This is a genomic window from Phytopseudomonas punonensis (assembly GCF_900142655.1).
GTDB lineage: Bacteria > Pseudomonadota > Gammaproteobacteria > Pseudomonadales > Pseudomonadaceae > Aquipseudomonas > Aquipseudomonas punonensis.
Genome location: NZ_FRBQ01000001.1, coordinates 2,115 through 24,492, shown reverse-complemented (window position 1 = coordinate 24,492; position 22,378 = coordinate 2,115). Strand labels below are relative to the sequence as shown.

The 22,378-nt window shown below is 61.1% G+C and carries 16 protein-coding genes, 1 tRNA gene and 1 riboswitch; of the genes, 3 read left to right on the top strand and 14 right to left on the bottom strand.

The genetic code is table 11. The annotated features are described in order from the left end of the window. Positions 1–34 precede the first annotated feature (34 nt). The 12 genes from BUC40_RS22585 to BUC40_RS00035 all read right to left on the bottom strand — a co-directional run bounded on the left by BUC40_RS22585 (position 35) and on the right by BUC40_RS00035 (position 13,534). Positions 35–1,366, bottom strand: a complete 1,332-nt coding sequence (locus BUC40_RS22585; protein WP_139272092.1) for a hypothetical protein — start codon at positions 1,364–1,366, stop codon at positions 35–37. Positions 1,367–1,605: 239 nt separating this feature from the next. After that, positions 1,606–1,679 (bottom strand) — tRNA-Gly (locus tag BUC40_RS00085). Between the two features lie 95 nt (positions 1,680–1,774). Beyond that, complete coding sequence (locus BUC40_RS00080) at positions 1,775–2,653, bottom strand: alpha/beta fold hydrolase (protein ID WP_073261366.1); 879 nt, start codon at positions 2,651–2,653, stop codon at positions 1,775–1,777. 366 nt (positions 2,654–3,019) lie between these two features. Beyond that, positions 3,020–3,712 carry a pseudouridine synthase gene (locus tag BUC40_RS00075; RefSeq protein ID WP_073261363.1) on the bottom strand — a complete coding sequence of 231 codons (693 nt, stop codon included), beginning with the start codon at positions 3,710–3,712 and terminating at the stop codon, positions 3,020–3,022. 3 nt (positions 3,713–3,715) lie between these two features. Then, positions 3,716–3,937 carry a cysteine-rich CWC family protein gene (locus BUC40_RS00070; RefSeq protein WP_073261360.1) on the bottom strand — a complete coding sequence of 74 codons (222 nt, stop codon included), beginning with the start codon at positions 3,935–3,937 and terminating at the stop codon, positions 3,716–3,718. Next, positions 3,934–5,409: a sensor domain-containing diguanylate cyclase gene (locus tag BUC40_RS00065; protein ID WP_073261357.1), complete on the bottom strand. Its 1,476-nt coding sequence runs from the start codon at positions 5,407–5,409 to the stop codon at positions 3,934–3,936. The genes BUC40_RS00070 and BUC40_RS00065 overlap by 4 nt, the downstream gene beginning before the upstream one ends. A gap of 117 nt (positions 5,410–5,526) precedes the next feature. Beyond that, positions 5,527–9,201, bottom strand: a complete 3,675-nt coding sequence (gene uca / locus BUC40_RS00060) for an urea carboxylase (protein WP_073261354.1) — start codon at positions 9,199–9,201, stop codon at positions 5,527–5,529. Positions 9,202–9,424: 223 nt separating this feature from the next. Further along, complete coding sequence (locus BUC40_RS00055; RefSeq protein WP_073261351.1) at positions 9,425–10,060, bottom strand: urea amidolyase associated protein UAAP2; 636 nt, start codon at positions 10,058–10,060, stop codon at positions 9,425–9,427. Positions 10,061–10,070: 10 nt separating this feature from the next. Further along, complete coding sequence (locus BUC40_RS00050; protein ID WP_073261348.1) at positions 10,071–10,799, bottom strand: urea amidolyase associated protein UAAP1; 729 nt, start codon at positions 10,797–10,799, stop codon at positions 10,071–10,073. A gap of 11 nt (positions 10,800–10,810) precedes the next feature. Further along, positions 10,811–11,584, bottom strand: coding sequence for an ABC transporter ATP-binding protein (locus BUC40_RS00045; protein ID WP_073261345.1), 774 nt, complete (start codon positions 11,582–11,584; stop codon positions 10,811–10,813). After that, positions 11,581–12,396 carry an ABC transporter permease gene (locus BUC40_RS00040; RefSeq protein ID WP_073261341.1) on the bottom strand — a complete coding sequence of 272 codons (816 nt, stop codon included), beginning with the start codon at positions 12,394–12,396 and terminating at the stop codon, positions 11,581–11,583. Before BUC40_RS00040 ends, BUC40_RS00045 begins: the two co-directional genes overlap by 4 nt. A 70-nt stretch (positions 12,397–12,466) precedes the next feature. After that, the gene (locus tag BUC40_RS00035) at positions 12,467–13,534 is read right to left on the bottom strand and encodes a putative urea ABC transporter substrate-binding protein (RefSeq protein ID WP_073261338.1); all 1,068 of its coding nucleotides are present in this window, start codon (positions 13,532–13,534) and stop codon (positions 12,467–12,469) included. A 63-nt stretch (positions 13,535–13,597) separates the two neighbouring features. Then, a riboswitch (guanidine-I (ykkC/yxkD leader) is annotated at positions 13,598–13,703 on the bottom strand. A gap of 334 nt (positions 13,704–14,037) precedes the next feature. Here BUC40_RS00035 and BUC40_RS00030 point away from each other — a divergent pair. The 3 genes from BUC40_RS00030 (at position 14,038) to lapD (ending at position 17,269) form a co-directional block, all read left to right on the top strand. Next, positions 14,038–14,502, top strand: coding sequence for a hypothetical protein (locus BUC40_RS00030; protein WP_073261336.1), 465 nt, complete (start codon positions 14,038–14,040; stop codon positions 14,500–14,502). Between the two features lie 125 nt (positions 14,503–14,627). Further along, complete coding sequence (gene lapG / locus BUC40_RS00025) at positions 14,628–15,317, top strand: cysteine protease LapG (RefSeq protein WP_425272899.1); 690 nt, start codon at positions 14,628–14,630, stop codon at positions 15,315–15,317. Between the two features lie 20 nt (positions 15,318–15,337). Then, positions 15,338–17,269 (top strand): cyclic di-GMP receptor LapD, encoded by a 1,932-nt coding sequence (lapD, locus tag BUC40_RS00020; protein WP_073261332.1) that lies wholly within the window; start codon positions 15,338–15,340, stop codon positions 17,267–17,269. Here lapD and BUC40_RS00015 read toward each other — a convergent pair whose 3' ends face one another. Both BUC40_RS00015 and BUC40_RS00010 read right to left on the bottom strand, forming a co-directional pair. Further along, positions 17,270–17,608 (bottom strand): tryptophan synthase subunit beta, encoded by a 339-nt coding sequence (locus BUC40_RS00015; protein ID WP_073261329.1) that lies wholly within the window; start codon positions 17,606–17,608, stop codon positions 17,270–17,272. Positions 17,609–17,680: 72 nt separating this feature from the next. Beyond that, on the bottom strand, positions 17,681–22,378 hold a 4,698-nt coding region (locus BUC40_RS00010), incomplete at its 5' end, for a beta strand repeat-containing protein (RefSeq protein WP_073261326.1).

Sequence of the window (22,378 nt, the reverse complement as noted above, 5' to 3'; positions counted from 1 at the left end):
TGGACTTCTTTTTTGACTCTTGGCATCCAGAAATTCACTCGGCGAATACCAGATGAAAGCTGTAGGGCTTTCCTGTGGATGGGGCTTCACGGCCGAGTGCTAGTTCGTAAATGCGTTGACAGCCATGTTGTAAAAGCTTTTTCTCCTCATTACTAAGCGGCCCGCCGAAGTGCAGTTCAATGCGTCCACTGAACCTGGCCGCATCAGGATTGTTTTCACGTGCATAGTATTGATTGAGTCCGTCATCAAGAGCAGCCAACGATTGGCGTAATAGCTTTGAAAAAGGGGCCTCTCCAGAGAAGTTAATTAATAAGTCGAAAACCTCTACGCGCTCACGCTTCTCAACCTGAAATAGTGGTTGCTCTAGTTCTAGGCGTGGGCAGCCGTTGTGAGTGATGGTCAAATTTAAAGCGTAGATTAGTCGCCTGTCATGGCTGGGAGCACGCAAGTAACCGACCATTTTTTCTTTGTCTGCATGAAGAGAGCTAAATGAATATTCCGGCAATGGAATAGCCATTTCATCGCGTACGTGCTTTAGCTCATGATCATAGATGCGTACTGCACTTTCATCTTCGAAAAAAATACAGATACCCTGAGCGTTGAGATAGAATCCTCCAATAGTACGCTCCGGTAATACTTGTTCGACAACTTCTCCGTTAAAGTGGAAGAGCGTGCTTCCCCATTGGAAGTACCATCCTTTCTCATGTCTATAAATATCTGATGGATATCCTGGGTGGTGATCAAAAGTGAAAATACCAATAGCTTTTTGGGCCACTAGGTCGAAAATTTCACAACATGCTTTGCGATTAGTTCCATTGCCAAAAACTAAAAGGTGATCGCTCAAAATGTTTGCGTATTTGGCTCTGGACATCGTTGGAGAAAAAAGTGTGCGCCAATTACCATTCGTGTCTAATGCAATAACACCTACTCCAGTTGCTCGGAATAATAACTGCTTTTCCCACTTGCCTATATAGGTGAGTCCTGCGCCTATATACTCAGCAATCAGCGAATTACTAGCGTTCTTAATTTTATTAACTATGCGGGTGGAGTCTGTTGGGTCATACTCCAAGAAGTATTCACCACAGCGGCCATTGCCGAATTTATCCCATGTGTCTGGTTGAACTGAAAGCACACTGTCACCAATGAGCTCATAGAAAAAATCCGAACCGCAGTTGATGCCTATGTCACCATTTTTTCTTGAGTAAACAAACGTCACATCATCACTCAATCGCCACACCCGTTCCGATGTCTCGGAGAGTTCGAGAAGCATATCGAAAATAGCTAGAAAAGCTCGGCCCTCCTGTAAGTAAACTATGCTCCCCGTGAATGGGCAGATGTATCCAAAATCATTATTTTTAGGCTTCATTTAATGACCTTTTAGCTACTATTCAAGTGCGTGTGTGAGTTGAAAATATTTTTTGATGGAAAAAGGTTTTTCCATTTTAGAAAAGGGGACATAGAAAAGGGGACAGATTTATTTTCTTGGCTAGCCCATCTTCACTGAATTGCAAAACGCCATCTTTCTCAGTTCAAACCCTTTCGGTCAAGCCTTCAAACGCCAGAAACAAAAAAGCCCCGTCATCGCTGACGGGGCTTTTTCTGATCTGGAGCGGGCTAAGGGAATCGAACCCTCGTCATGAGCTTGGGAAGCTCAGGTAATGCCATTATACGAAGCCCGCTTGAGGGCGCCTTTATACCCGAATCCATCCGCAAAATGAAGCCCACGTTGCCCGGTGGTGATTAGCCGGGGCAACGCGGGCTGCTCTGCGTTGCGTCATACGGCCATGGCGTGCAGGCCGGGGTGGACGGTGAAGCGTTTGCTGGCGTTGTTGTGTTGCAGGAAGCCGAGCAGGGCGTTCTGGGTCTGCAGCCAGGCGCCCTTGTGTTCCATGTCGATGAAGTGGCCGGCGTTGCTGACCGTGGTGAAGTGGCAGTCGTTGATGTGCTGGGCCATCAGGCGGGCGTCGGCGGCAGACGTATATTCGTCGTGCTCGCCGTTGATGAACAGCAGCGGGATGTCGATATCGCTCAGGCAATCGAGTTGGCAGTGAGCCTCCATGCGCAGCACTTGCTGCACGTGGGCGTTCATCTGCCGGTATTCGTGGCTGCTCAGGCGGCTGATGTGCTTGTGGTTGTAGCGTTTGAACAGCGATGGCAGGTGCTTGCCGATGGTGTCGTTGACCAGGTGGCCGACCTTGTCGCCGTCCTCCTGATTCAGGCACACCAGGGCGCGGCCTAGGTAATCGAGCATCGGCTCGTTAAGGATCGGCGAGAACGACGCAAAGATGGCCTTTTCCAGCGTAGGCGGGCGCTTGGTGAGGGCGAGCATGCTGGCCACGCCGCCCCAGGAAAACGACATCACGTACTGGGCCTGATAGTGGTCGATCAGGTCGAGCAGGATCGCCGCTTCGTCTTCCTTGCTGATGCAGTGGTCGTTGCGGTTGTGCGCCCGCGACTGGCCGGCGTAGGGCTGGTCGAAGAGCACCACGTTGAATTGGGTGGCGAGGTATTTGACCGTCTGCGCGAAGGAAGCGGTGGTCGCCAGCGAGCCGTTGACCAGGATGATGGTCTTCTGGGCCTGGGGGTTGGCGTGAAACTCCGTGTGTACCTTGTACGTCCTGTGCACATCGATGACAGCGATTGCTGGCTTCATATGTATTCCTCCTGGCGCAAAAGATGAACGCGGCTGACGGCGAACCGTAAACCGGGCAAGTCGGATAGCTAGGAAAACGCCTGGACATGACAAAGCAATGTCAGGCTGGAGGATCTTGTGATTAGAGGGGTGATGCAGGTTTCAGGGCTGTAATAAAACGGCTTGCCGGACGCCTCAGACGTTGCAGTTCGTTCTTCTCACCAGGCAGGAGCCCCTTTCGCGGGTAATGCAGGCCACGCGGCGGCGACCTTGATTTCGCCTGCTGCTATCGAGCGGCATGGCGACATCTTTTTCGAGTTAAGCAGCGGCCAAAAGGGCTGGCAAGGACGCTGAAAGGATTCCGCATGACCGCTTGTCGGCGGCGGCTCAGACGCTGGCGATTTCTACGGCGGTGAGGGCGCGGTACTGGCCGGGCGCCAATTGCGGGTCGAGGACGATCTCGCCCATGCTCTCGCGGTGCAGGGCGACGACGCGGTTGCGGAAATGGCCGAACATGCGCTTGACCTGATGGTAGCGGCCCTCGAACAGGGTCAGCCGCGCGTGGTGACTGCCTAGCACGTCGAGCTCGGCGGGCAGGGTGGTGAGATCCTCGAAGGCGAAGTACAGGCCGCGGGCGAAGACCTCGGCGTACTCATCCGTGATCGGCTGTTCGGTGGTGACGTGGTAAACCTTGGGCTTGCGCTCTTGCGGCTGGGTGATGCGCCGCGACCAGCGCCCGTCATTGGTGATCAGCAGTAGGCCGCTGGTATTGAGATCCAGGCGCCCGGCCAGGTGCAGCTCGTGCTTGTCCGGCTCATCGAGCAGGTCGAGCACGGTGCGATGTTCGTCGTGCTCGGTAGCGCTGACCACGCCGACCGGTTTGTGCAGCATCCAGTAGCGCGCGCTGCGCCCGGCCTGCAGCAGTTCGTCATCCAGTTCCACGCGGTGGAAGTCGCGGATATCGAAGCGTGGATCAATGATGATCTCGCCGTTCACACGCAGGCGGCCGGCGCTGATCAGCAGGCGGCTGTCTTGCCGGTTGAAACGGGGGAAGTTACTGAGGAAGCGATCCAGGCGCATGGTTCAGTCTGGCTCGCGGTCGTGCTCGCGGGAAGCTGCGATGTGTACGGCGCCCGCGCAGCGTGGGCACAGGCAGGCGCGGTTCAAGGCTTCGGGCGGCAGCTGTTGCAGCGTCTGCGGCTGGACTTCTACCTCGAAGCACCAGCAGTGCGTCACTTCGCTTTCGCTCGCAGCCTGGGCGCAGCTGTTGGGCTGGCCGCAGGCGGGGCACCTATTGGCGTTCATCGGGTTTCTTCGCACATGCGGTTGCGACCGGCCTGCTTGGCCCGATACAGGGCGCGGTCGGCGCGGGCGATCAATGCTTGCAGGTCTTCGCCGTCCTGCAGGGTGGCCAGGCCGATGCTAGTGGAGGTGTGCAGCGTCTGCTCGGCGAAGTTGAAGGCGCTGGTCTCGGTTTGCTGGCGGATCTTCTCGCCGAGCTGGCGGGCCGCGTCGAGCGGGGTGTCCTTGAGCAGCAGGATGAATTCTTCACCGCCCCAGCGGCAGATGATGTCGGACTGGCGCAGGTTCTGTTGCAGGTGCCGGGCGAAGCCGCGCAGCACGGCATCGCCGGCCAGGTGGCCGTGGCTGTCGTTGAGCAGCTTGAAACCGTCGAGGTCGAAGAGCAGGGCGCACAGCGTGCTCTGGCTGCGCCGCGCTTCCTGAATGGCCTGGTTGGCCAGCAGTTCGAAGCCGCGGCGATTGGGTAGTTCGGTCAGCGAGTCGGTCGTTGCCAGCGCGGTGATGCGCGCCTGATAGCAGCGTAGTACCAGGGTCACCAACACCAGCACGAGCAGGGTGACGACGCCGCAGATCAGCAGGTTCAGGTACAGCGACTGGCGAATGCCCGCTACCGCGCCGGTTTCGTGTTTGTCGACGAACAGGTACCAGTCCAGTTCGGGAATGAAGCGTACGTTGAGGAAATGGCCGCGGCCATGTTCCTGATAGAAGAAGTCGCCACTCTTGGGGTGGGGCAGCTTGCCGTGCAGGTCTTGTAGGCCTTCCACATCGCTCAGCTGGTCGCCGATACGCGCTCCAAAAGGCCCGCCGCCGGCACCGGTGAGCACGATGCGCCCGGTGGTGTCGACGAAGTACACGCTGCGGTCGTAGCGGCGCTGGTACTGGTCGATCAGCTGCACCACGGAGTCCACCGTCAGGCCAACGCCGGCGGCACCGATAAAGCGGTGCTCGTAGTCGAACACCTTGTAGTTGATGAAGACCGTCATGCGGTCGCCATTGGCCATGTCGATATCGACATTGATCTCGTAGGGCTCTTCCTGATCGCGCAGGCGGTAGTACCAGACGTCGCGCTCGGCCTGCGGGTCGATCTTCTTCAGCACGCCCTTGGCCTGGTAGTAGGTCTTGCTCCGCTCGGAGACGAAGAAGCTGGTGACCGCGCCGTAGTGGCTCTGCACTTCCTGCAAATAGCGGGTCATGGGTTGCAGGTCCTGCTCGCCGCCAAGCACCCAATCGCGCAGGAAGGTGTCGCGCGACATCATCGAGGAGATGAGGGTGGGCCGCACCAGATCCTTCTGGATTTCCGAGTAGACGTTGTCCGAGGTTAGCGGCAGTTCGGTATTGATGATGTTGTCGCGGATCGAATCCAGCGCCGCGTAATAGCTGGCCAGCGAGGTGGCGATAAAACCGCAGGTAAGCAACACCAGCAGGATAAACACCAGCGAGCGAGGGCTGGCGGCTTTGGCGGACTGCGAGGGCATCGTGCTGGCTCTGTAGGAATGCCGCAATGCTAGGTGGGCTGGGGCCATGGCGCAAGCGGGGCAGCACGACGCGATGCGTTGTGGCTGCCCGCCCAGGCCTGACATTGGCTGATTGAGTTAGCCCTGTTCGATAACGGCCACGCGCTGGCCGGCGCGTACTGCGGCGCCCGGTTGCACGCGCACTTCGCGGACGATGCCGGCGATTGGCGCTGTGAGCGGGATTTCCATCTTCATGGATTCCAGAATCACCAGTACGTCGCCGGCTTCGACCGTAGCGCCTTCCTCGACCTGCACCTGCCAGAGGTTGCCGGCGATATGGCTGTCGACACTGTGCTGGCCTGCTTCGAGCGCTGCATCTTCGGTGACTTCAGCCACGCCTTCGTCACTTTCGAAGTGCGCCTGTCCGGAGTCGATCCAGCGTTGGCGCTCGGCGGCAAACGCGGTGCGTTGCTGATCGCGGAAGGCGGCGATGCCATCGGCTTCGTCAGTGAGGAATTGCTGGTAGTCGGCCAGAGCCAGTTCGCTCTCCTCGATACGAAGATCGAAGCGACCGAGCGGGAAGTCGCGGCGGATGCGCAGCAACTCGTCGGCACTGACCGGGTAGAAGCGGATCTGGTCGAAGAAACGCAGCAGCCAGGGCTTGCCACCAAAGGCCGCCACTTCGCGGTAGCGGTTCCACATCTGCAGGGTGCGGCCGACGAACTGGTAACCACCGGGGCCTTCCATACCGTATACGCACATATAGGCGCCGCCGATGCCCACCGAGTTCTCGGCGGTCCAGGTGCGCGCCGGGTTGTACTTGGTGGTGACCAGGCGATGGCGCGGATCCAGCGGCGTGGCCACTGGCGCGCCGAGGTACACGTCGCCCAAACCCATGACCAGGTAGCTGGCGTCGAACACGGTGCGGTGGACCTCATCGAGGTTTTCCAGATCGTTGATGCGTCGGATGAACTCCAGGTTGCTCGGGCACCAGGGCGCGTCCTTGCGCACGGTGGTCATGTATTTGTCGATGGCCAACTGGCAGGCCGGATCGTCCCAGGACAGCGGCAGGTGGACGATGCGTGACGGCACTTTCAAATCACGCGCTGTGCAGACGGCATCCCATTCGCCCGCGACGATATCCAGCAGCGCCTGCAAGGCCAGGGTTTCCGGTTGGTAATGCACCTGCAGCGAGCGAATGCCGGGCGTCAGGTCGAGCACGCCGTCGAGCCTCTTGGCTTCCAGTGCCTGCATCAACGCATGGCCGCGGAAGCGCAACACCAGGTCGAGTTCCGGCTGGCCGATTTCCAGCAGCAGATGGGTGTCGCCGGACAGGCGTGCGACCAGGCGCGTGTCGTCCTGGCCGATATCCAGCACTATGGGGCTTTGCAGCTCGGATGCTTTTGTTGGAGCGGTCGCATCTGTGGGAGCGGATTTATCCGCGATAGGGGCGCCGCGTGTATCGCGGCTGAAGCGGAGCGCCGCCCGGCCGCTCTCACGGAGAGTTTCGCATTCGCTGGCATTGGTTTTGGCCAGCTCCCGCGCCGTGGCGATATCCACCGCCACGAAGCGCACCTTGTCACCGGCCTTCAGTTGGCCGAGCTGCCACAGGTCGGCCTCGATGATGGTCACCGGGCAGACGAAACCGCCGAGGCTGGGACCGTCCGGGCCGAGGATAACCGGCATGTCGCCGGTGAAATCCACCGCGCCGATGGCGTAGGGGTTGTCGTGGATGTTCGAGGGATGCAGGCCCGCCTCGCCGCCGCTCTCGCGCACCCACTCGGGCTTTGGCCCGATCAGGCGTACGCCGGTGCGGCTGGAGTTGAAGTGCACTTCCCAGGCGGTGGCGAAGAAGGTGTCGATATAGGCGGGCGTGAAGTATTCCGGCGCGCCGTGGGGGCCATAGATCACACGGATTTCGCGCACGCTCGGCAGAGCCGGATATAGCTCGGCGGGCAGTTGCGCGCCGGCCTGGTGATCCATTAAGACCGGGATATGCAGCACGTCGCCGGCACGTAGGGCACGGCCGCCGTGGCCGCCGAACTGGCCGAGGGTGAAGGTGCTCTTGCTGCCCAGGTAATCCGGCACCTCGATGCCACCGCGAACGCTCAGGTACGAACGCGCGCCGCTACCTGCGATGGTGCCGAGAGTGAGCGTGCTGCCGGCCGCGATCAGCAGCGCGGTGTTCATCGGCTGGGCGATGCCATCGACGCTCAGGGGAATCTCTGCACCGGTCACGGCGATCACTGCGTCGGTATTGAAGCGCAGCAGCGGGCCGCTCATGGTGATTTCTAGCGCGGCGGCGCCTTCTTCATTACCGAGCAGGCGATTGCCCAGGCGCAGGGCACGGCTGTCCATCGGCCCGGACGGCGGCACGCCGACGGCCCAGTAGCCAATGCGGCCGGGGAAGTCCTGCACGGTGGTCTGGGTGCCGGCGCTGAGCACCTCGAAGGTGGTGGCCTGGTAGACCAGGTTTTCCAAGCAGCGCGTCCAGGGCGAGCCGCTGGCGAAGGGCGTATCACTGAGGATCTGGCGCAGGTAGTCGCGGTTGCATTCCACGCCGTACAGCACGGAATCGGCCAGGGCTTTGTCCAGCGCGGCGCTGGCTTGCTCGCGGGTCGGCTGCCAAGTGATCAGCTTGGCGATCATCGGGTCGAAGTAGGGCGGAATCTCGCAGCCGGCTTCGACCCAGGTGTCGATGCGCAGGGCTTTGCCGTCGGCTTCTGGGAACTGCACAGCGGTTAGCAGGCCGGGGCTGGGTTGGAAGTCGCGGCCCGGGTCTTCGGCATACAGGCGTGCCTGGATGGCGTGGCCGCTGGGCCGAAGTTGTGCGGCCAGTTCGCCCAGCGGCGGCAGATCGCCTGCGGCCAGCTCGATCATCCAGCGCACCAGGTCGACTCCCCACACCTGTTCGGTAACGCCGTGCTCGACCTGCAGGCGGGTGTTCACTTCCAGGAAGTAGAAACGCTCGGCCTCGCTGTCGTAGACGAATTCGACGGTGCCGGCGCTGCGGTAGTTGACCGCTTTCGCCAGTTTGATCGCCGCAGCACACAGCTCGTCGGCCATGCCGACCGGCAGGTTCGGCGCCGGGGTTTCTTCCAGCACCTTCTGGTTGCGTCGCTGCACCGAGCAGTCGCGCACGCCGAGGGCGATCACCTCGCCCTGGCCGTCGCCGAACACCTGCACTTCCAGGTGACGGGCGCGCTGGATGTACTTCTCGATAAACACGCCGCTGTCACTGAAGTTGTTCTGGCCCAGGCGCTTGACCGCCTCGAAGGCGTCGCTTAGTTCGGCGGCCGAGCGGCAGACGCGCATGCCGATACCGCCGCCGCCAGCAGTACTTTTCAGCATCACCGGGTAGCCAACCTGTTCACCGGCGACCAGCGCCGCATCGAGGTTTTCCAGCAGCTCGGTGCCTTCGAGCATCGGCACGCCGTGCTGTTTGGCCAGGGCGCGGGCGGTGTGCTTGAGGCCGAACACGCGCAGTTGCTCGGGCGTGGGGCCAACGAAGGCGATGCCGGCCGCTTCGCAGGCTTCGGCGAAGGCGGCGTTTTCGGAGAGAAAACCGTAGCCGGGGTGGATGGCTTTGGCGCCAGTCTGCCTGGCGACGGCGAGAATTTTGTCGACCACCAGATAGGTCTGCGCGGCCGGGCCTTCACCGAGGGAGAAGGCTTCGTCGGCCTGTCTGATATGCAGGCTGGCAACATCGGCTTCGGAGTAGACGGCGACGCCCTTGACGTCGAGCTCGCGCAGGGTACGCAGGATGCGGCAGGCAATGGCGCCGCGGTTGGCAATCAAAAGTTTTTCGAACATTCGAGGAACCCTCGAAGGAGGCGGGCCGTCCCGCCGGTAATGGGTCTGCACCACGGCCGTCCGTGGTTGGAATCAGGTCGTTCGTTGGCTGTTTACGCAGGCCGATTTGTATCGCGGTCTTGGTGGACGTTAAGAGCGACGTCCACCCTACGGTTCTGCGCTGTCAGGCATTGGCCCGAGCGGCTCTGGCAGAGCAGCAGCAACAGGCGGCGCAGGCGCTGGCTCAGTTCCATACCAGCACCTCGGCAGGGGTCGGGTTCCAGCCGTTGCACGGATTGTTCAGCTGCGGGCAGTTGGAGATCAGCACGATGACGTCGGTCTCGGCGCGCAGCTCGACGTACTTGCCCGGCGCGGAGATGCCGTCCTCGAAGGTCAGGCCGCCCTCGGGCGTGACCGGCACGTTCATGAAGAAGTTGATATTGGCGCCGATGTCGCGCTTCTCCAGGCGGCCGTCGTGCAGGCTGGCGCGCAGGAAGTTGTCGCGGCAGCTGTGCATGTAGCGCTTGTCCAGCGCGTAACGCACGGTGTTGCTCTCCTGGGCGCAGGCGCCGCCAAGGGTGTCGTGGCGCCCGCAGGTGTCGGCGACGATGGTCAGCAGCGGGTTGCCGAGGTTGGAGTAGAGCACCGTGCCGGTGGTCAGGTAGACGTTGTTTTGCTTGCGCAGGGTGCGCTGCGGGTCGAAGCGCTCGCGCGGGTTGCGGGCGGCGAAGAACAGCGTGTCGATCGCCTGGTTGCCTTCTAGGTCATGCAGGCGCAGGGTCTGGCCGGCCTTGACCTCGAACAGGTAGGGCTCGCCGGCCGGGATGGTGTGGCGGAATACGGCGGTTTCGGGATGCAGGTTGCTTGCGGTCTGGCTCATGTCGGCACCCTCAGATGTACTGGCGTTCGGTGTTGTGGAAGGCGCGGCCGTTCTCCGAGCGCGAGGTGCGGCACAGCACGCTGATGCCGTCGCTCTGGACCTTGCTCCAGGCGAGCTGCACCGGCTTGGGGGCGTACTGGCGGTTGGGGTCCATCGGGTGCTGCAGGGCGGTGAGCACCACCAGAGTGTCCATCGGCGCATACAGCTCGACGTAGTCACCGGCTTTGCTGTTGTCAGCCTGGAACCCGAAGGCGCCGTTTGCGTCGACGTCCACGCGGCTGAACAGGTTGAGGTTCATCAGCATGTCCTGCAGGTTCAGGTTCCACTTGCCCATTTCCACCAGCAGGTTGTCCATGCCGTTGCGGAAGAAGCCATTGCGCAGTTCCTGGTAGCGGCCCTGGCCGTACTTCTCGGCGACTTCCTCGGCGTTGAGCACGCCGCCGAAGCTGTCGTGCCAGCCGCAGGTGTCGGCGGTGATCGCTGCCAGCACCTTGCCCATGTCCGAATACAGGCAGTGGCCGGCGGTGAGCTTGGCGGTGTGTTGGCCCTTGAGAGTGTCGGGCAGGTTCAGGCGCTCGCTTTTCTCGGCCGCGTTGAACAGCAGCAGGCTGACGTTGGCGCCGCCCTCGATATCGGTGAGGCGCAGCAGTTGGCCGCGCTTGAGCACGAAGGAAGCGTGGCCACCGCCGGGGACGGTTTCCTCATAGAGGGTGGGGCGCAGGGTGAGGGCAGTTGTCATTGCAAATCTCCTTACAGGGCCGGCGCAAGGTGCGCTGGCAGTGCTGCGATGGCGCTTCGGCGATCGCTATTCAGAGGAATGTCATAGGTGATGCGCGCACCAAAGGCGTTCGGTGCATGAGGGTCGATACGGGTCTTGTCGAACACCATCAGGCGGGTGCCGAGGCTGAAGCCTTCGCTGAGGTCGTGGGTGACCATAAATACAGTCAGCCCGGTTTCGCGCCACAGCTCGAGCAGCAGGGCGTGCATGTCCTTGCGGATGCCAGGGTCGAGCGCGCCGAAGGGTTCATCGAGCAGCAACACGCGCGGCTTCATGATCAGCGCCTGGGCAATCGCCAGGCGCTGCTGCATGCCGCCGGAAAGCTGGCTGGGGTACTTGTTCAGTGCGTGGCCTAGGCCGACTTTGTGCAGCAGTTCGGCGGCCTGTTCGCGGGCGGCGCGCTTGGCGCTGCCGAACAGCCGGCCGAGCAGGACGGAACGTGGCAGCTCCAGGCCGATGGCGACGTTATCCAGCACGCTCAGGTGCGGGAACACCGAATAGCGCTGGAACACCACGCCACGGCTGGCATCTGGCTCGCCGGCCAGCGGTTTGCCGTCGAGCAGGATCTCGCCTTTGCTCGGGCGCTCCTGGCCCAGCAGCAGGCGCAAAAAGGTCGACTTGCCGCAACCGGAGGCGCCGACCAGGGTGCAGAACTCACCCTCGGCGATGGACAGGTTCAGGCGTTCCAGAACGGTTTGTTCGTCATAAACCTGCCAAACGTTTTTTACTTCAATAAAGGCGCTCATGCTTTTGCCCCCTCGTACCAGGGAAAGCACAGACGCGTCAGCTGGCGCAGGCCCAGATCCATCAGCCAGGCGAGCAGGGTGATCCACACCACGTACGGCAGGATCACGTCCATGGCCATGTAGCGGCGTACCAGAAAGATGCGATAGCCCAGGCCATCGGTGCTTGCGATGGCTTCGGCGGCAATCAGGAACAGCCACGCGGAGCCCAGCACCAGGCGCAGGGCGATCAGCAGGCGCGGCAACAGTTGTGGCAGCACCACCCGCAGGATCAGCGTCCAGGTGCTGGCGCCGAGGGTCTGCGCCTTGATCAGTAATTCCTGAGGAATTTCCCGGGCGCGCTGTTCCAGATCACGCGCCAGGATCGGGGTGATGCCGATGACGATCAGCATCACCTTGGACAACTCGCCCAAGCCGAAGACGATGAACAGAATCGGCAATATCGCCAGCGGCGGCACCATCGACAGCACGGTGAGCAGCGGAGACAGCGGCGCCCGCAGCAGCGGCAGAATACCCGCCGCAATACCCAGGCACAGACCGACTACTGCCGCGATGCCGATGCCCATACCAAGGCGCGTCAGGCTCGACGTGGTGTCCTGCCAGAAGGCGTATTCGCCGGTTCGCTTGTCTTCGGTGAAGGCCAGGCGGTCGACGGCAGCAACCATCTGACTGGCACTGGGCAGCAACTTGTCGTTGGGGTTGTCCGCCAGGCGCTGCGCCGAGCCCATGAAGTAGGCGAACAGCAGCAGCGCGAACGGCAACAACACAAGCAGCAAGCGGCCGGCCCGGTCGGGATGTCGGTTGATCAGGCGCATAGAAATCTCATTGGCGATGGCCGTGTCGAAACGCTCGTTCCCACGCAGCGCATGGGAACGGTCAGCCGTTCTAGAGTTGGCCGTCGGCAGCCATCTGCATATAGGTCGGATCGAAGCGCAGCTTTAGGTTGCCCTTATCGCCGGTGATCACGTCATTGGCGAAGCTCATGCCGATGGCGTCAGCACTCTGCGCACCTTCGCCGAGCAAGCCGTGATCGAAGGAGAAGGCCGCGACCTTGCTCATGGTTTCCGGCAGGCTCGGGCTCTTGGTGAAGGCCACGGCTTCCTTGGCGGTGTAGAACATCTTGGTAGTGGCGAGCTGCGCTTCGTAGCCCTTGAGGTCGGTGCCCGAGGCTTTGGCCATGTGCTCGCGAGCAGCCTTGCCGGCAGCGCCGCTGTCGCTCATGGTCGCCATGATTTCGTACCAGGCGCCGGTCAGCGCTTTGCCCAGCGCCGGGTTGTCCTTCAGGGTTTCGCTGTTGACCACCATCAGGTCGATGATTTCGCCCGGAATCTGGCTGGAGTTGAACACCTTGGTCACGCCTGGCGTGGCTTCGATTTCGGCGAGCAGCGGGTTCCAGGTGGTGACGGCGGTTACGTCTTTGGTGGCGAAGGCGGCCACCATGTCGGCGTCGGAGGTGTTGACCACCTTCAGGTCACGCTCGCTGAGGCCGGCTTTTTCCAAGCCGCGAGCGAGCAGGTAATGCGACACCGAAAGCTCGACCAGGTTGACGTTCTGGCCCTTGAGGTCAGCGAGGGTTTTCTTCTCGCCCTTGAGCACGACGCCGTCATTGCCGTTGGAGAAGTCGCCGACGATCAGTGCGGTGCTGTCCACGCCGCCAGCAGCAGGGATGGTCAGGGCGTCCATGTTGGTCATGGTGCAGCCGTCGAACTGGCCGGCGCTGTACTGGTTGATCGACTCGACGTAATCGTTGACCTGCACGACATCGATATTGATGCCGTATTTCTTCGCCCACTTGTCGACGATGCCTTGGGCGGCGCCGTATTCCCAAGGCATCCAGCCGGCATAGATGGTCCAGCAGACGCTGAAGCTGTCCTTCTGGGCCGCTTGGCTGTTGAGGGTGATGGCTGCCGCGAGACCAGCGGCGAGAACGGAGAAAAGACGGGGCTTGCGCATGGGAACCTCCAGTTCGAGAAAGGGCGGGCAGGAGTGCGCGGCATGTCCCATCACTGGGGCGCGTTCTCCCGGGCTTTTGTCCCGCCGTGTAACCCCTCGAGGAGGTCGCCAACTCTCGGACCAGTCATTCGCCTGTTGTTGGCGAACCGGAACCCTAGTCGGCTATTGCAAATTGTGATGCCGCTATCCCAGACCATTGCCGGGGATTTTCCTGCACATATGGGACTAAGCGAGGATCGTGCCAGCGTTCGATGAGCCGCCTAGCCTGAGGCTCGCGGTGTTGTTCAGGAGATCCGTTGCGCCTTTGTGGTGCGTGGTCGATGTGATTTGCGCGGTTTCGGCGCGTCGTGTTGGTCGGTGCGGCGATCATCTCTGAAATCATTTGTAGCGAGTCACCGACGAGCGGAGCGGATTCGGCCTATGAGCCATTGTCTGATGGATTGGGAACATTCCCGGCATCGGCAGCCGCCGATGTGCGTTTCGCGGTCGAAGGAGGCCGCCCCATGATCCGTAAATCCATGCTCGTTGCGTTGTTGGGTTTCTCGCTGACCGGTTGCGCCGTTTACGGCGACAGTCGCTATGGCAATCGGTATTACGAACGTCAGTACTACCCGGGCACCTATGTGGAGCGCACTGAGGTGTACGGCGCACCCCGCGTCTACGTCTATGAGGATCGTCGCTACGACCGGCGTATTGCACCGCCCGGCTACTATGCGCCGCCACCACCGAGGTATTACGCGCCGCCACCACCGCCACCGCGTTACTACAACTCGTCTGGCTATGATCAGCGCTACTACGGCCGCCACGACCGCAATCGCCGCGATTACCGCCCTGCGCCACCGCCGGGCTGGGAAGGGCAGCGCCATCACTACCAGCAGCAACGGCCACAGCGCTCCGCACCGCTGCAATGGCAGCAGCGCGAGACGAATCAACGTCTCCAGGGCGGCGGTTGGAATCGCGAGCGCTGATCTACTCCGTGCCGATGCGCGCTCTGAGCGCATCGACACATTCGTCGCCTGTAGTGGCATCTAGCAATTGTCTTTTGGCCCCGTGCGCCGCACCATGACAGCGTTGCTTGTCTGGAAGCATTGTCGTGCCAATCGGCGATTCTGGCGTTCTCTCACCTCGTTATCGCGGGCTATTGCTGGCGGCGTGGCTGCTTGCCTTATCGTTGGTGGCTGGCGGCCTGAACGCGCAGTGGGATTTCCAGCGTATCGCCGCCCGCGCCGAGCAACTCTATGGCCCGCTGGGTGCTGGCAAGCCGCGTATCGATGCCTGGCAACGGCTGCTCGACGAGCAGCAAGGCGCGCCTGAAGCCGACAAGCTCAAGGCCGTGAACCGTTTTTTCAATCTGCAATTGCGCTTTCGTGACGACCAGGAAATTTGGGGTGTTGCCGACTATTGGGCGACGCCCGTGGAAGCGCTGATGCGCGGCGCTGCCGATTGCGAGGATTACGCCATCGCCAAGTACTTCAGCTTGCGTGAGCTGGGCGTACCGAGCGAGAAGCTGCGCATCACCTACGTCAAGGCCGTGCGCCTGAATCAGGCGCACATGGTGCTGACCTATTACCCGACCCCCACCTCCGTGCCGCTGGTACTGGATAACCTGATCGATGCTATCGAGCCCGCCACCGAGCGGCGTGACCTGGTGCCCGTGTACGCCTTCAATGCCGAAGGGCTCTGGGTGCCGGGGCCGGCTGGCGGCAAGCAGGTGGGAGACAGCAAGCGCCTTTCGCGCTGGCAGGATTTGTTGAAGAAGATGCGCGCCGAAGGGTTTCCTTAAGGCGTAGCGAGGAGTTGTGCATGTCACTGTTCAAGCAGTTGTGTGTCGCCATCTGCGTGCTGATGCTGGTGAGTTTCGCCGGCAGCGTCGTGGTCAACGTGGAGAGCTCGCGCGAGCAGCAGGTCAACCAGTTGCGCTCCCATGCGCAGGACGCCGCGACGGCACTGGGCCTGTCGCTCGGCTCGCACCTGGACGACCCGGCAATGCTGGAACTGATGGTCAGCTCGATTTTCGACAGTGGCTATTTCGAAAGCATTCGGGTGATCGGCCCGGATGAAAAGGTGCTGGTCGAGCGATCCGGCCCGAGCCTGGGCCGCGGCGCGCCGCAGTGGTTTGCCGACCTGGTGGATCTGGCGCCTGCTCAGGGCGACGCCATTGTCAGTGACGGCTGGAATCAGGCGGCCCATGTCGAGGTGGTCAGCCATCCATACTTCGCTATCGCCAAGCTGTGGCAAACCGCGTACGCCACCTTCCTGTGGCTGGCACTGATCAGCCTGCTGTGCATCAGCCTTGGCGTGCTGCTGCTCAAGCGTCAGCTGCGCCCGCTTGAATACATGGTCGAGCAATCCAACGCCATCGCCCGCCGCGAGTTTCTCAGTGCCTCGAAGCTGCCGCGCACGCCGGAGTTTCGCCGCGTGGTCGCGGCCATGAACCAGATGGTAGAGAAACTCAAAACGCTGTTCGACGAGGAGGCCTCGCGCAGCGAGAAACTGCATGCCGAAGCCTATCAGGACAGCCTGACTGGCCTGGCCAATCGCCGCTATTTCGACCTCGATCTGCAGGCCCGACTGACCGAGGAGGAGCGGGCCAGCAGTGGCGCGTTGATGCTGTTGCGGGTCAATGATCTGGTCGGCCTGAACCAGCGTATCGGCGGGCAGCGTACCGATCTGCTGCTCAAAGCAGTGGCTGAGCAACTGCAACAGATCAGCCAGGGGCGCTTCCTGCTGGCGCGCAACCGTGGCGGCGAGTTCGCGCTGTTGGCGGCCGGTGTCGATCGTCAGGAGGCCGAGCAACTGGCCGAGCAATTGTGCGGTGCCTTGCTATCGCTGCAACAGACCGGTGCTAGCGATTGCTCGCCTGTGGCGCATATCGGCATTACCACCTTCGCACCGGGAGCGAGCAGCAGCGAGCTCTACAGCGCAGTGGATGCGGCGCTCGCCGAGGCTGTCAGCAACAGCCGTAACCATTGGGCGTTCGTCGAGCACCGCCAGCAGGCAGGCGCGAGTGACGAGCGCAACGACTGGCATCGCCTGCTGGACGGTGCTCTGCAGCAAAGCCGCTTCTTGCAGTACGCGCAGCCGGTGGTCAACGCGGCCGAGCCGACGCAGGTGCTGCACAACAAGGTGCTGGCCCGCTTGATCGATGATGGCGGTGAAACCATACCTGCTGGCCAGTTCTTGCCGTGGCTGGAGCGCTTTGGCTGGACTGCTCGTCTGGACTTGGTGATGCTCGATGCCTTGCTGGCGCAACTTGCCAGCCACGAAGGGAAGTTGGCACTGAGCCTCTCGGGTATGACGGTGCGTGACCCGCAGGCGCTGCAGCAGGTTTATGAGCGCTTGCGATTGAACCCGGCGGCCAGCGGCCGGTTGATTCTGGAGCTGGACGAAGGCCAGTTACCTGGCCCTGCGGAGCTCGAAGCGATTACCCGCAAGCTGCGCAGCCTGGGCGTCGAACTTGGTCTGCAGCATTTCGGTGGGCGCTTCAGCATGATCGGTAACCTTGCGAAGCTGGGCCTGGCTTATCTGAAAGTTGATGGTGGCTTTATCCGTGGTATCGATCAGGAAAGCGACAAGCGCCTGTTCATCGAAGCCATGCAGCGAGCAGCCAACAGCATCGACTTGCCATTGATTGCCGAGCGGGTGGAAACCCGTGGGGAGTGGGAGGTGCTGCGCGCGATGGGCGTCAGCGGCGTGCAGGGTCGTCTGTTCAGCGAGCCTGCAGCCTGGGCCTGATCAGATCAGGCCGCGTTCTTCGTCGTTGATCAAACGGTTCATGCCACCGAGTGCATCGCGCGCTCGGCTGCGGCCCATCAGCTTGCTCTGGGCGGCGTCGGGTAGATCGGTGATGCGTACCACGCCTTTCTTGATCAACAGGTCGATCAAGTCTTCGAGTACCCGGATCATATCCAGGTCGCTCTGCTTGAGCTGCAACAGGCTGCTTTCGACGTTCTGATTGGAAAACCAGGCGCGCGCTTCCTCGCTGTCGGCATGCAGCTCGCCGTTCATCCCATCGAACGGCTCGGGCTGCACACGTTGCAGCTCGCCTTCGGCATTACGTTTTACGTAGAACACGTGCCTTCTCCCAATAGACCTATGCGTACAGCTTAGCGCCCCGCCACGAAAGTGTGGCGGGGCATTGGCCTATCACGGATCGACTTTGATCGTGTGGTTGGCGATCAGGGTGTTGATGTCGTAGCTCGGCAGGCTGGCCTGGCCCAGGTCGATTTGCACATCAGCCTTGGCGGCCACCTGCTGATTGGTTGTGTCGGCGTTGTTGAACTCACCCTTGGTGCTGATCAGCAAGGTGGAGCTGCCGTTATCCGTCACCAGTTTCAGGTAGCTATCCAGGTTGTTGCTGTGATCCTGCAGCAACGAGCTGAGGTCGATGGTGTCGCCCTCGGCCACGCTGAAGTCCTTGATCACGTCCTTGCCGAAATCGCCTTTCTGCCACGCGAACGTATCGGCACCCGCGCCGCCGAACAGGATGTCGTCGCCTGCGCCGCCAACCAGGAAGTCGTTACCACCCTGGCCGTAGAGGATGTCGTTGCCGGCACCGCCGTACAGGTGATCCGAGCCGCCTCGGGTATCGCCTGCCACGTTGAACGTCTCATGGTTGGCGCGGATGTAGTCGTACAGATCGGCGTTGGTTGGCGCAATGCCGTTCTTCAGCTCCAGGAAGGTTTCCAGGGCTTTCACGCCGGCACCATCGTGCAGGTCGGTTGGCTTGGTCGGGTTACCGTCCACGCCCCACTTCAAGCCATCGGTGTTGATCACGTCACCGAAAATGATGTCGTTGCCATCGCCACCGTAGATGGTGTCATTGCCCACAGCGACCGGCACGTTGGCGTTCGAACCACCGTGCAGGGCTACGGAGAGCTCATCGGCCGAGTTGACGATCTCAACCTTGCCGACCGGCACTTTGGTGTAGTCCACACGGGTGATGTTGTCGATCGACATGGAGGCGCTGTTGAGGTTGAACGACTTATCGTCAACACTGAACGCCAGGCGATAGGTACCAGCACCGACAACCGATGTTTCAACGCTCGTCCAATTGCCGCCAGTGGTGCCGCCACCTGTTTGCACGTCGACCCAGGCGCCATTTACCAGCTGCTGCAGCTTCCAGGAGAGGGAGTCGCCGCTGCCGGTATCCGTTGTGCCGTAAGCAAACTTCAGGCTGCTGAAGGCGCCATCGGCAACCGTCATCGTCGGGGTCGCTGCGGTGACAGGTGTGCCGCCATAGGTATCACGAAGCACCAGCGTATCCGAGCTGCGGCTCACCGAGCTACCGCCACCGGTGCCGGAGGTTTCCCAATTGGTCAGGTTGTTCCAGCCGCTCGAATTGTTGTTGAAGTTGGCCAGTGTGGCCGACGAACCATTGGTCAGGTAGGTGGACGCAGGGGAGTCCGTGGTGTTGTCGAACAGGCTGAGGTTCTTTTCGCTGATACCCGAACCGATGCCGATCGCGTGCACGGCACTCTTGCCAGCGAGCACATTGAAAGTATCGAGCGAACCCAGCAATACCTCATTGTTGGTAGTCGATCCATTACCACTGACGGTGGTGGTGTTGCCGTTGTAGTAGTAAGTCGGATCGCCGTCAGACAGGAAAAACGTCAGGTTCTCGTAACCGGCAGCCTTGGAGCTGCCGGCAGCGCTCTGTGCGTCAAACCAGGCGGAGGCTTCCTTGAAGGCTGCTTCGTAGTTGGTGCCACCATTAGCGGTAAGCTTCTGGATGTTCGCCAGCAGCGTGTCGAGTTTGCTGCCGCTCTGCAGATCAGCAACCGTGGTGCTCAGCGTTACGTTGCCAGCGAAACCCACCAGGGTAAGGTTGATCACGCCGTCGTGCCCTGCCAGGGTTTTCACGAATTTCGACAGGGCATCCTTGGTCAGGCTCATTCGATCGCCTTGCATGCTGCCGGAGGTGTCGACCAGCAAGGCGATGTTGTAATTGGTTGCGGGCTGGACGGTGGTCAGCGTGCCGCCGGCGTCACCGAGCAGCACATCGTTTCCGGAACCACCTCGGATGGTGTTGTCGCCGTTGTCATTGGCACCATTGCCTGCCACTTGGATGGCGTTAGTCGGCTGGTTTACCTTCAGTGTGACAGTGGCGATATCGCTGCCGCCCTTACCGTCGCTGATGCTGTACTGGAAGCTGGCGTCACCGTAGAAGCCTGCTTTCGGTGTGAACACAACGTTGCCATTGTTGAGTGTGACCGTACCGTTGGTGGCGTTTTGCACGCTGGTGATGGAAAGCGCATCGCCATTCGGGTCGGTGTCGTTGCCGAGCAGGGTGCTGCCGGCAATTGTAAGGCTGTCACCGGACTCGACCACCAGGCTCGATGTGCTCGGCACGTGGTAGAGCATGTCCGAATCGACGACCTTGAAGGTGCCGCCTTGGCCCAGCTCTACCTTCAGGCGAGCGTCACCGCCCTGATCCCAATAGATGATTTCGATCTGCTGAGCGCCCGCTTGAGCCGCGCTGATGGTGAACGAGTTGCCGGTGGCGGTGGAGGTCGACTGGATGTTGTTGAACTCGGCAACCACCTGGCCGTTGATACGGATGCTATAGCCGTCATCGGCCGTGACCTTGAACTGGTAGGTACCGGCGGCCAGGTTGATGTAGCCACCCATCTTGATGATGGCGTCGGACGTATTGCCCGGATCCGTGGACAGCGAATTGGCTTTGGTACCGTTGCCTGACGCGACGTCCACACCCAGGAAGTTCTGCAGGTTGGTGCCGTTGCCCAGGCCCGATGCATTGCTCAACGTGCCGTAATCCAGCTTGGTGGCGTTGAAGGTCGCCGCTGGGTTGTGGCTGTCGATGAACTGGCGAACCTGGCTCAGGTTGGTCAGGTTGGCGCCATCGTTGCCCGTACCAGTGCTCGTGTCGTTGTAGCCGTAGTATTCGGCTTTAAGGCCGGTGATCTTGGTGTAGCTGTCATCCTTCGCATCCGGCGTGCCATCGATGATGCCGCCGGTGGCGCTCAGGCCGCCGATGTCCAGCTTCACTGTTTCCAACGGCTCGGCCACGACATTGTCGGCAAGCGTCTGTACGGTCACCGAGAACGTGGTGACACCAGCAGGCACGGTGATTTTTCCGGTGTTGGCATCGTAGGTCACACCATTGCTGAAGCTCTGAGCGCTCAGCTTGTAGTCGACGTTGGCGGTTGCCGTACCGGTGGCGTTGAAGGACAGCACGGTCGGCGTCGAGCTGGCATTGCTCAGGGTAACGTTGAAGACCAGGTTATTGCCTTCGACCACGTTGTCATCGGCCGTACCGGGTTGGCCGACGTCGATGGTTTTCACCGTCGGCACCGGGTCGTTGTCGATGATGGTCGCGGTGCCGACCTTGCCGCCGACGTTGAGCGTAAAGGTCTCGGTTGGCTCGAAGACCGTGTCATTGACGGTCGGTACGGTGACCGTAAAGGTCGTCACGCCCGCTGGAACAGTGACGGTCCCGTTTGTAGCGTTGTAAGTCACGCCATTGCTGAAACTCTGGTTGGTCAGTGTGCCGTTGTAATCGCTACCGGCAGTGGCCGTACCGGCATTCAGCGCGAGGCTGAAGGTGGTCGGCGTGCTGCTGGCGTTGGTGAGATTGACGGTGAAGACGGCGTTATCGCCTTCGTCGACCTGGCCGCCTGTGCTATCGACCGCTGCGCTGACGGTGCTAACGGTAGGCGCCGTATCGTTGTCGATGATGGTCGCGGTACCGGTCTTGCCGCCTACGGTCAGGCTGAAGGTTTCGGTCGGCTCGAAGACGGTGTCATTGATAGTCGGTACCGTGACGCTGAAGCTGGTGACGCCGGCAGGCACGGTAACCTGGCCCGTGGTGGCGTTATAGGTCACGCCGTTGCTGAAGCTCTGGTTAGTCAGCGTGCCATTGTAGTCGCTGCCCGCTGTCGCAGTACCGGCATTCAGCGCGAGGCTAAAGGTGGTCGGCGTGCTGCTGGCGTTGGTGAGGTTGACGGTGAAGACGGCGTTATCGCCTTCGTCGACTTGGCCGCCGGTGCTATCGACAGCCGAACTGACAGTGCTGACGGTTGGCGCTGCATCGTTATCGATGATGGTCGCTGTGCCGGTCTGACCGCCTACGGTAAGGCTGAAGGTCTCGGTAGGTTCGCTGATAGTGTCGTTGATGGTCGGAACCGTGACCGTGAAGCTGGTCACGCCAGCCGGAACGGTGACTTGGCCAGTGATAGCGTTGTAAGTCACGCCGTTGCTGAAGCTCTGGTTGGTGAGCGTACCGTTGTAGTCACTGCCCGCCGTCGCGGTGCCCGCATTCAGCGCGAGGCTGAAGGTGGTCGGCGTGCTGCTGGCGTTGGTGAGATTGACGGTGAAGACGGCGTTGTCGCCCTCATCGACTTGGCCGCCTGTGCTATCGACCGCTGAGCTCACAGAGCCGACAGTCGGCGCTGCATCATTATCGATGATCGTAGCGGTACCAGTTTGGCCTCCGACTGTCAGGCTGAAGGTTTCGGTCGGCTCGCTGACGGTGTCATTAATGGTCGGCACTGTGACCGTGAAGCTGGTCACACCAGCTGGAACAGTCACCGTCCCGTTACCAGCGTTGTAGGTCACGCCATTGCTGAAACTCTGGTTGGTCAGAGCTGCGTTGTAATCGCTACCTGCCGTCGCGGTACCGGCATTCAGCGAAAGGCTGAAGGTGGTCGGCGTGCTGCTGGCATTGGTGAGGTTCACCGTGAAGACGGCGTTATCGCCTTCATCGACTTGGCCGCCGGTGTTATCGACCGCCGAACTCACGGAACCGACAGTCGGCGCTGCATCGTTATCAATGATGGTCGCTGTGCCGGTCTTGCCGCCTACGGTGAGGCTGAAGGTTTCGGT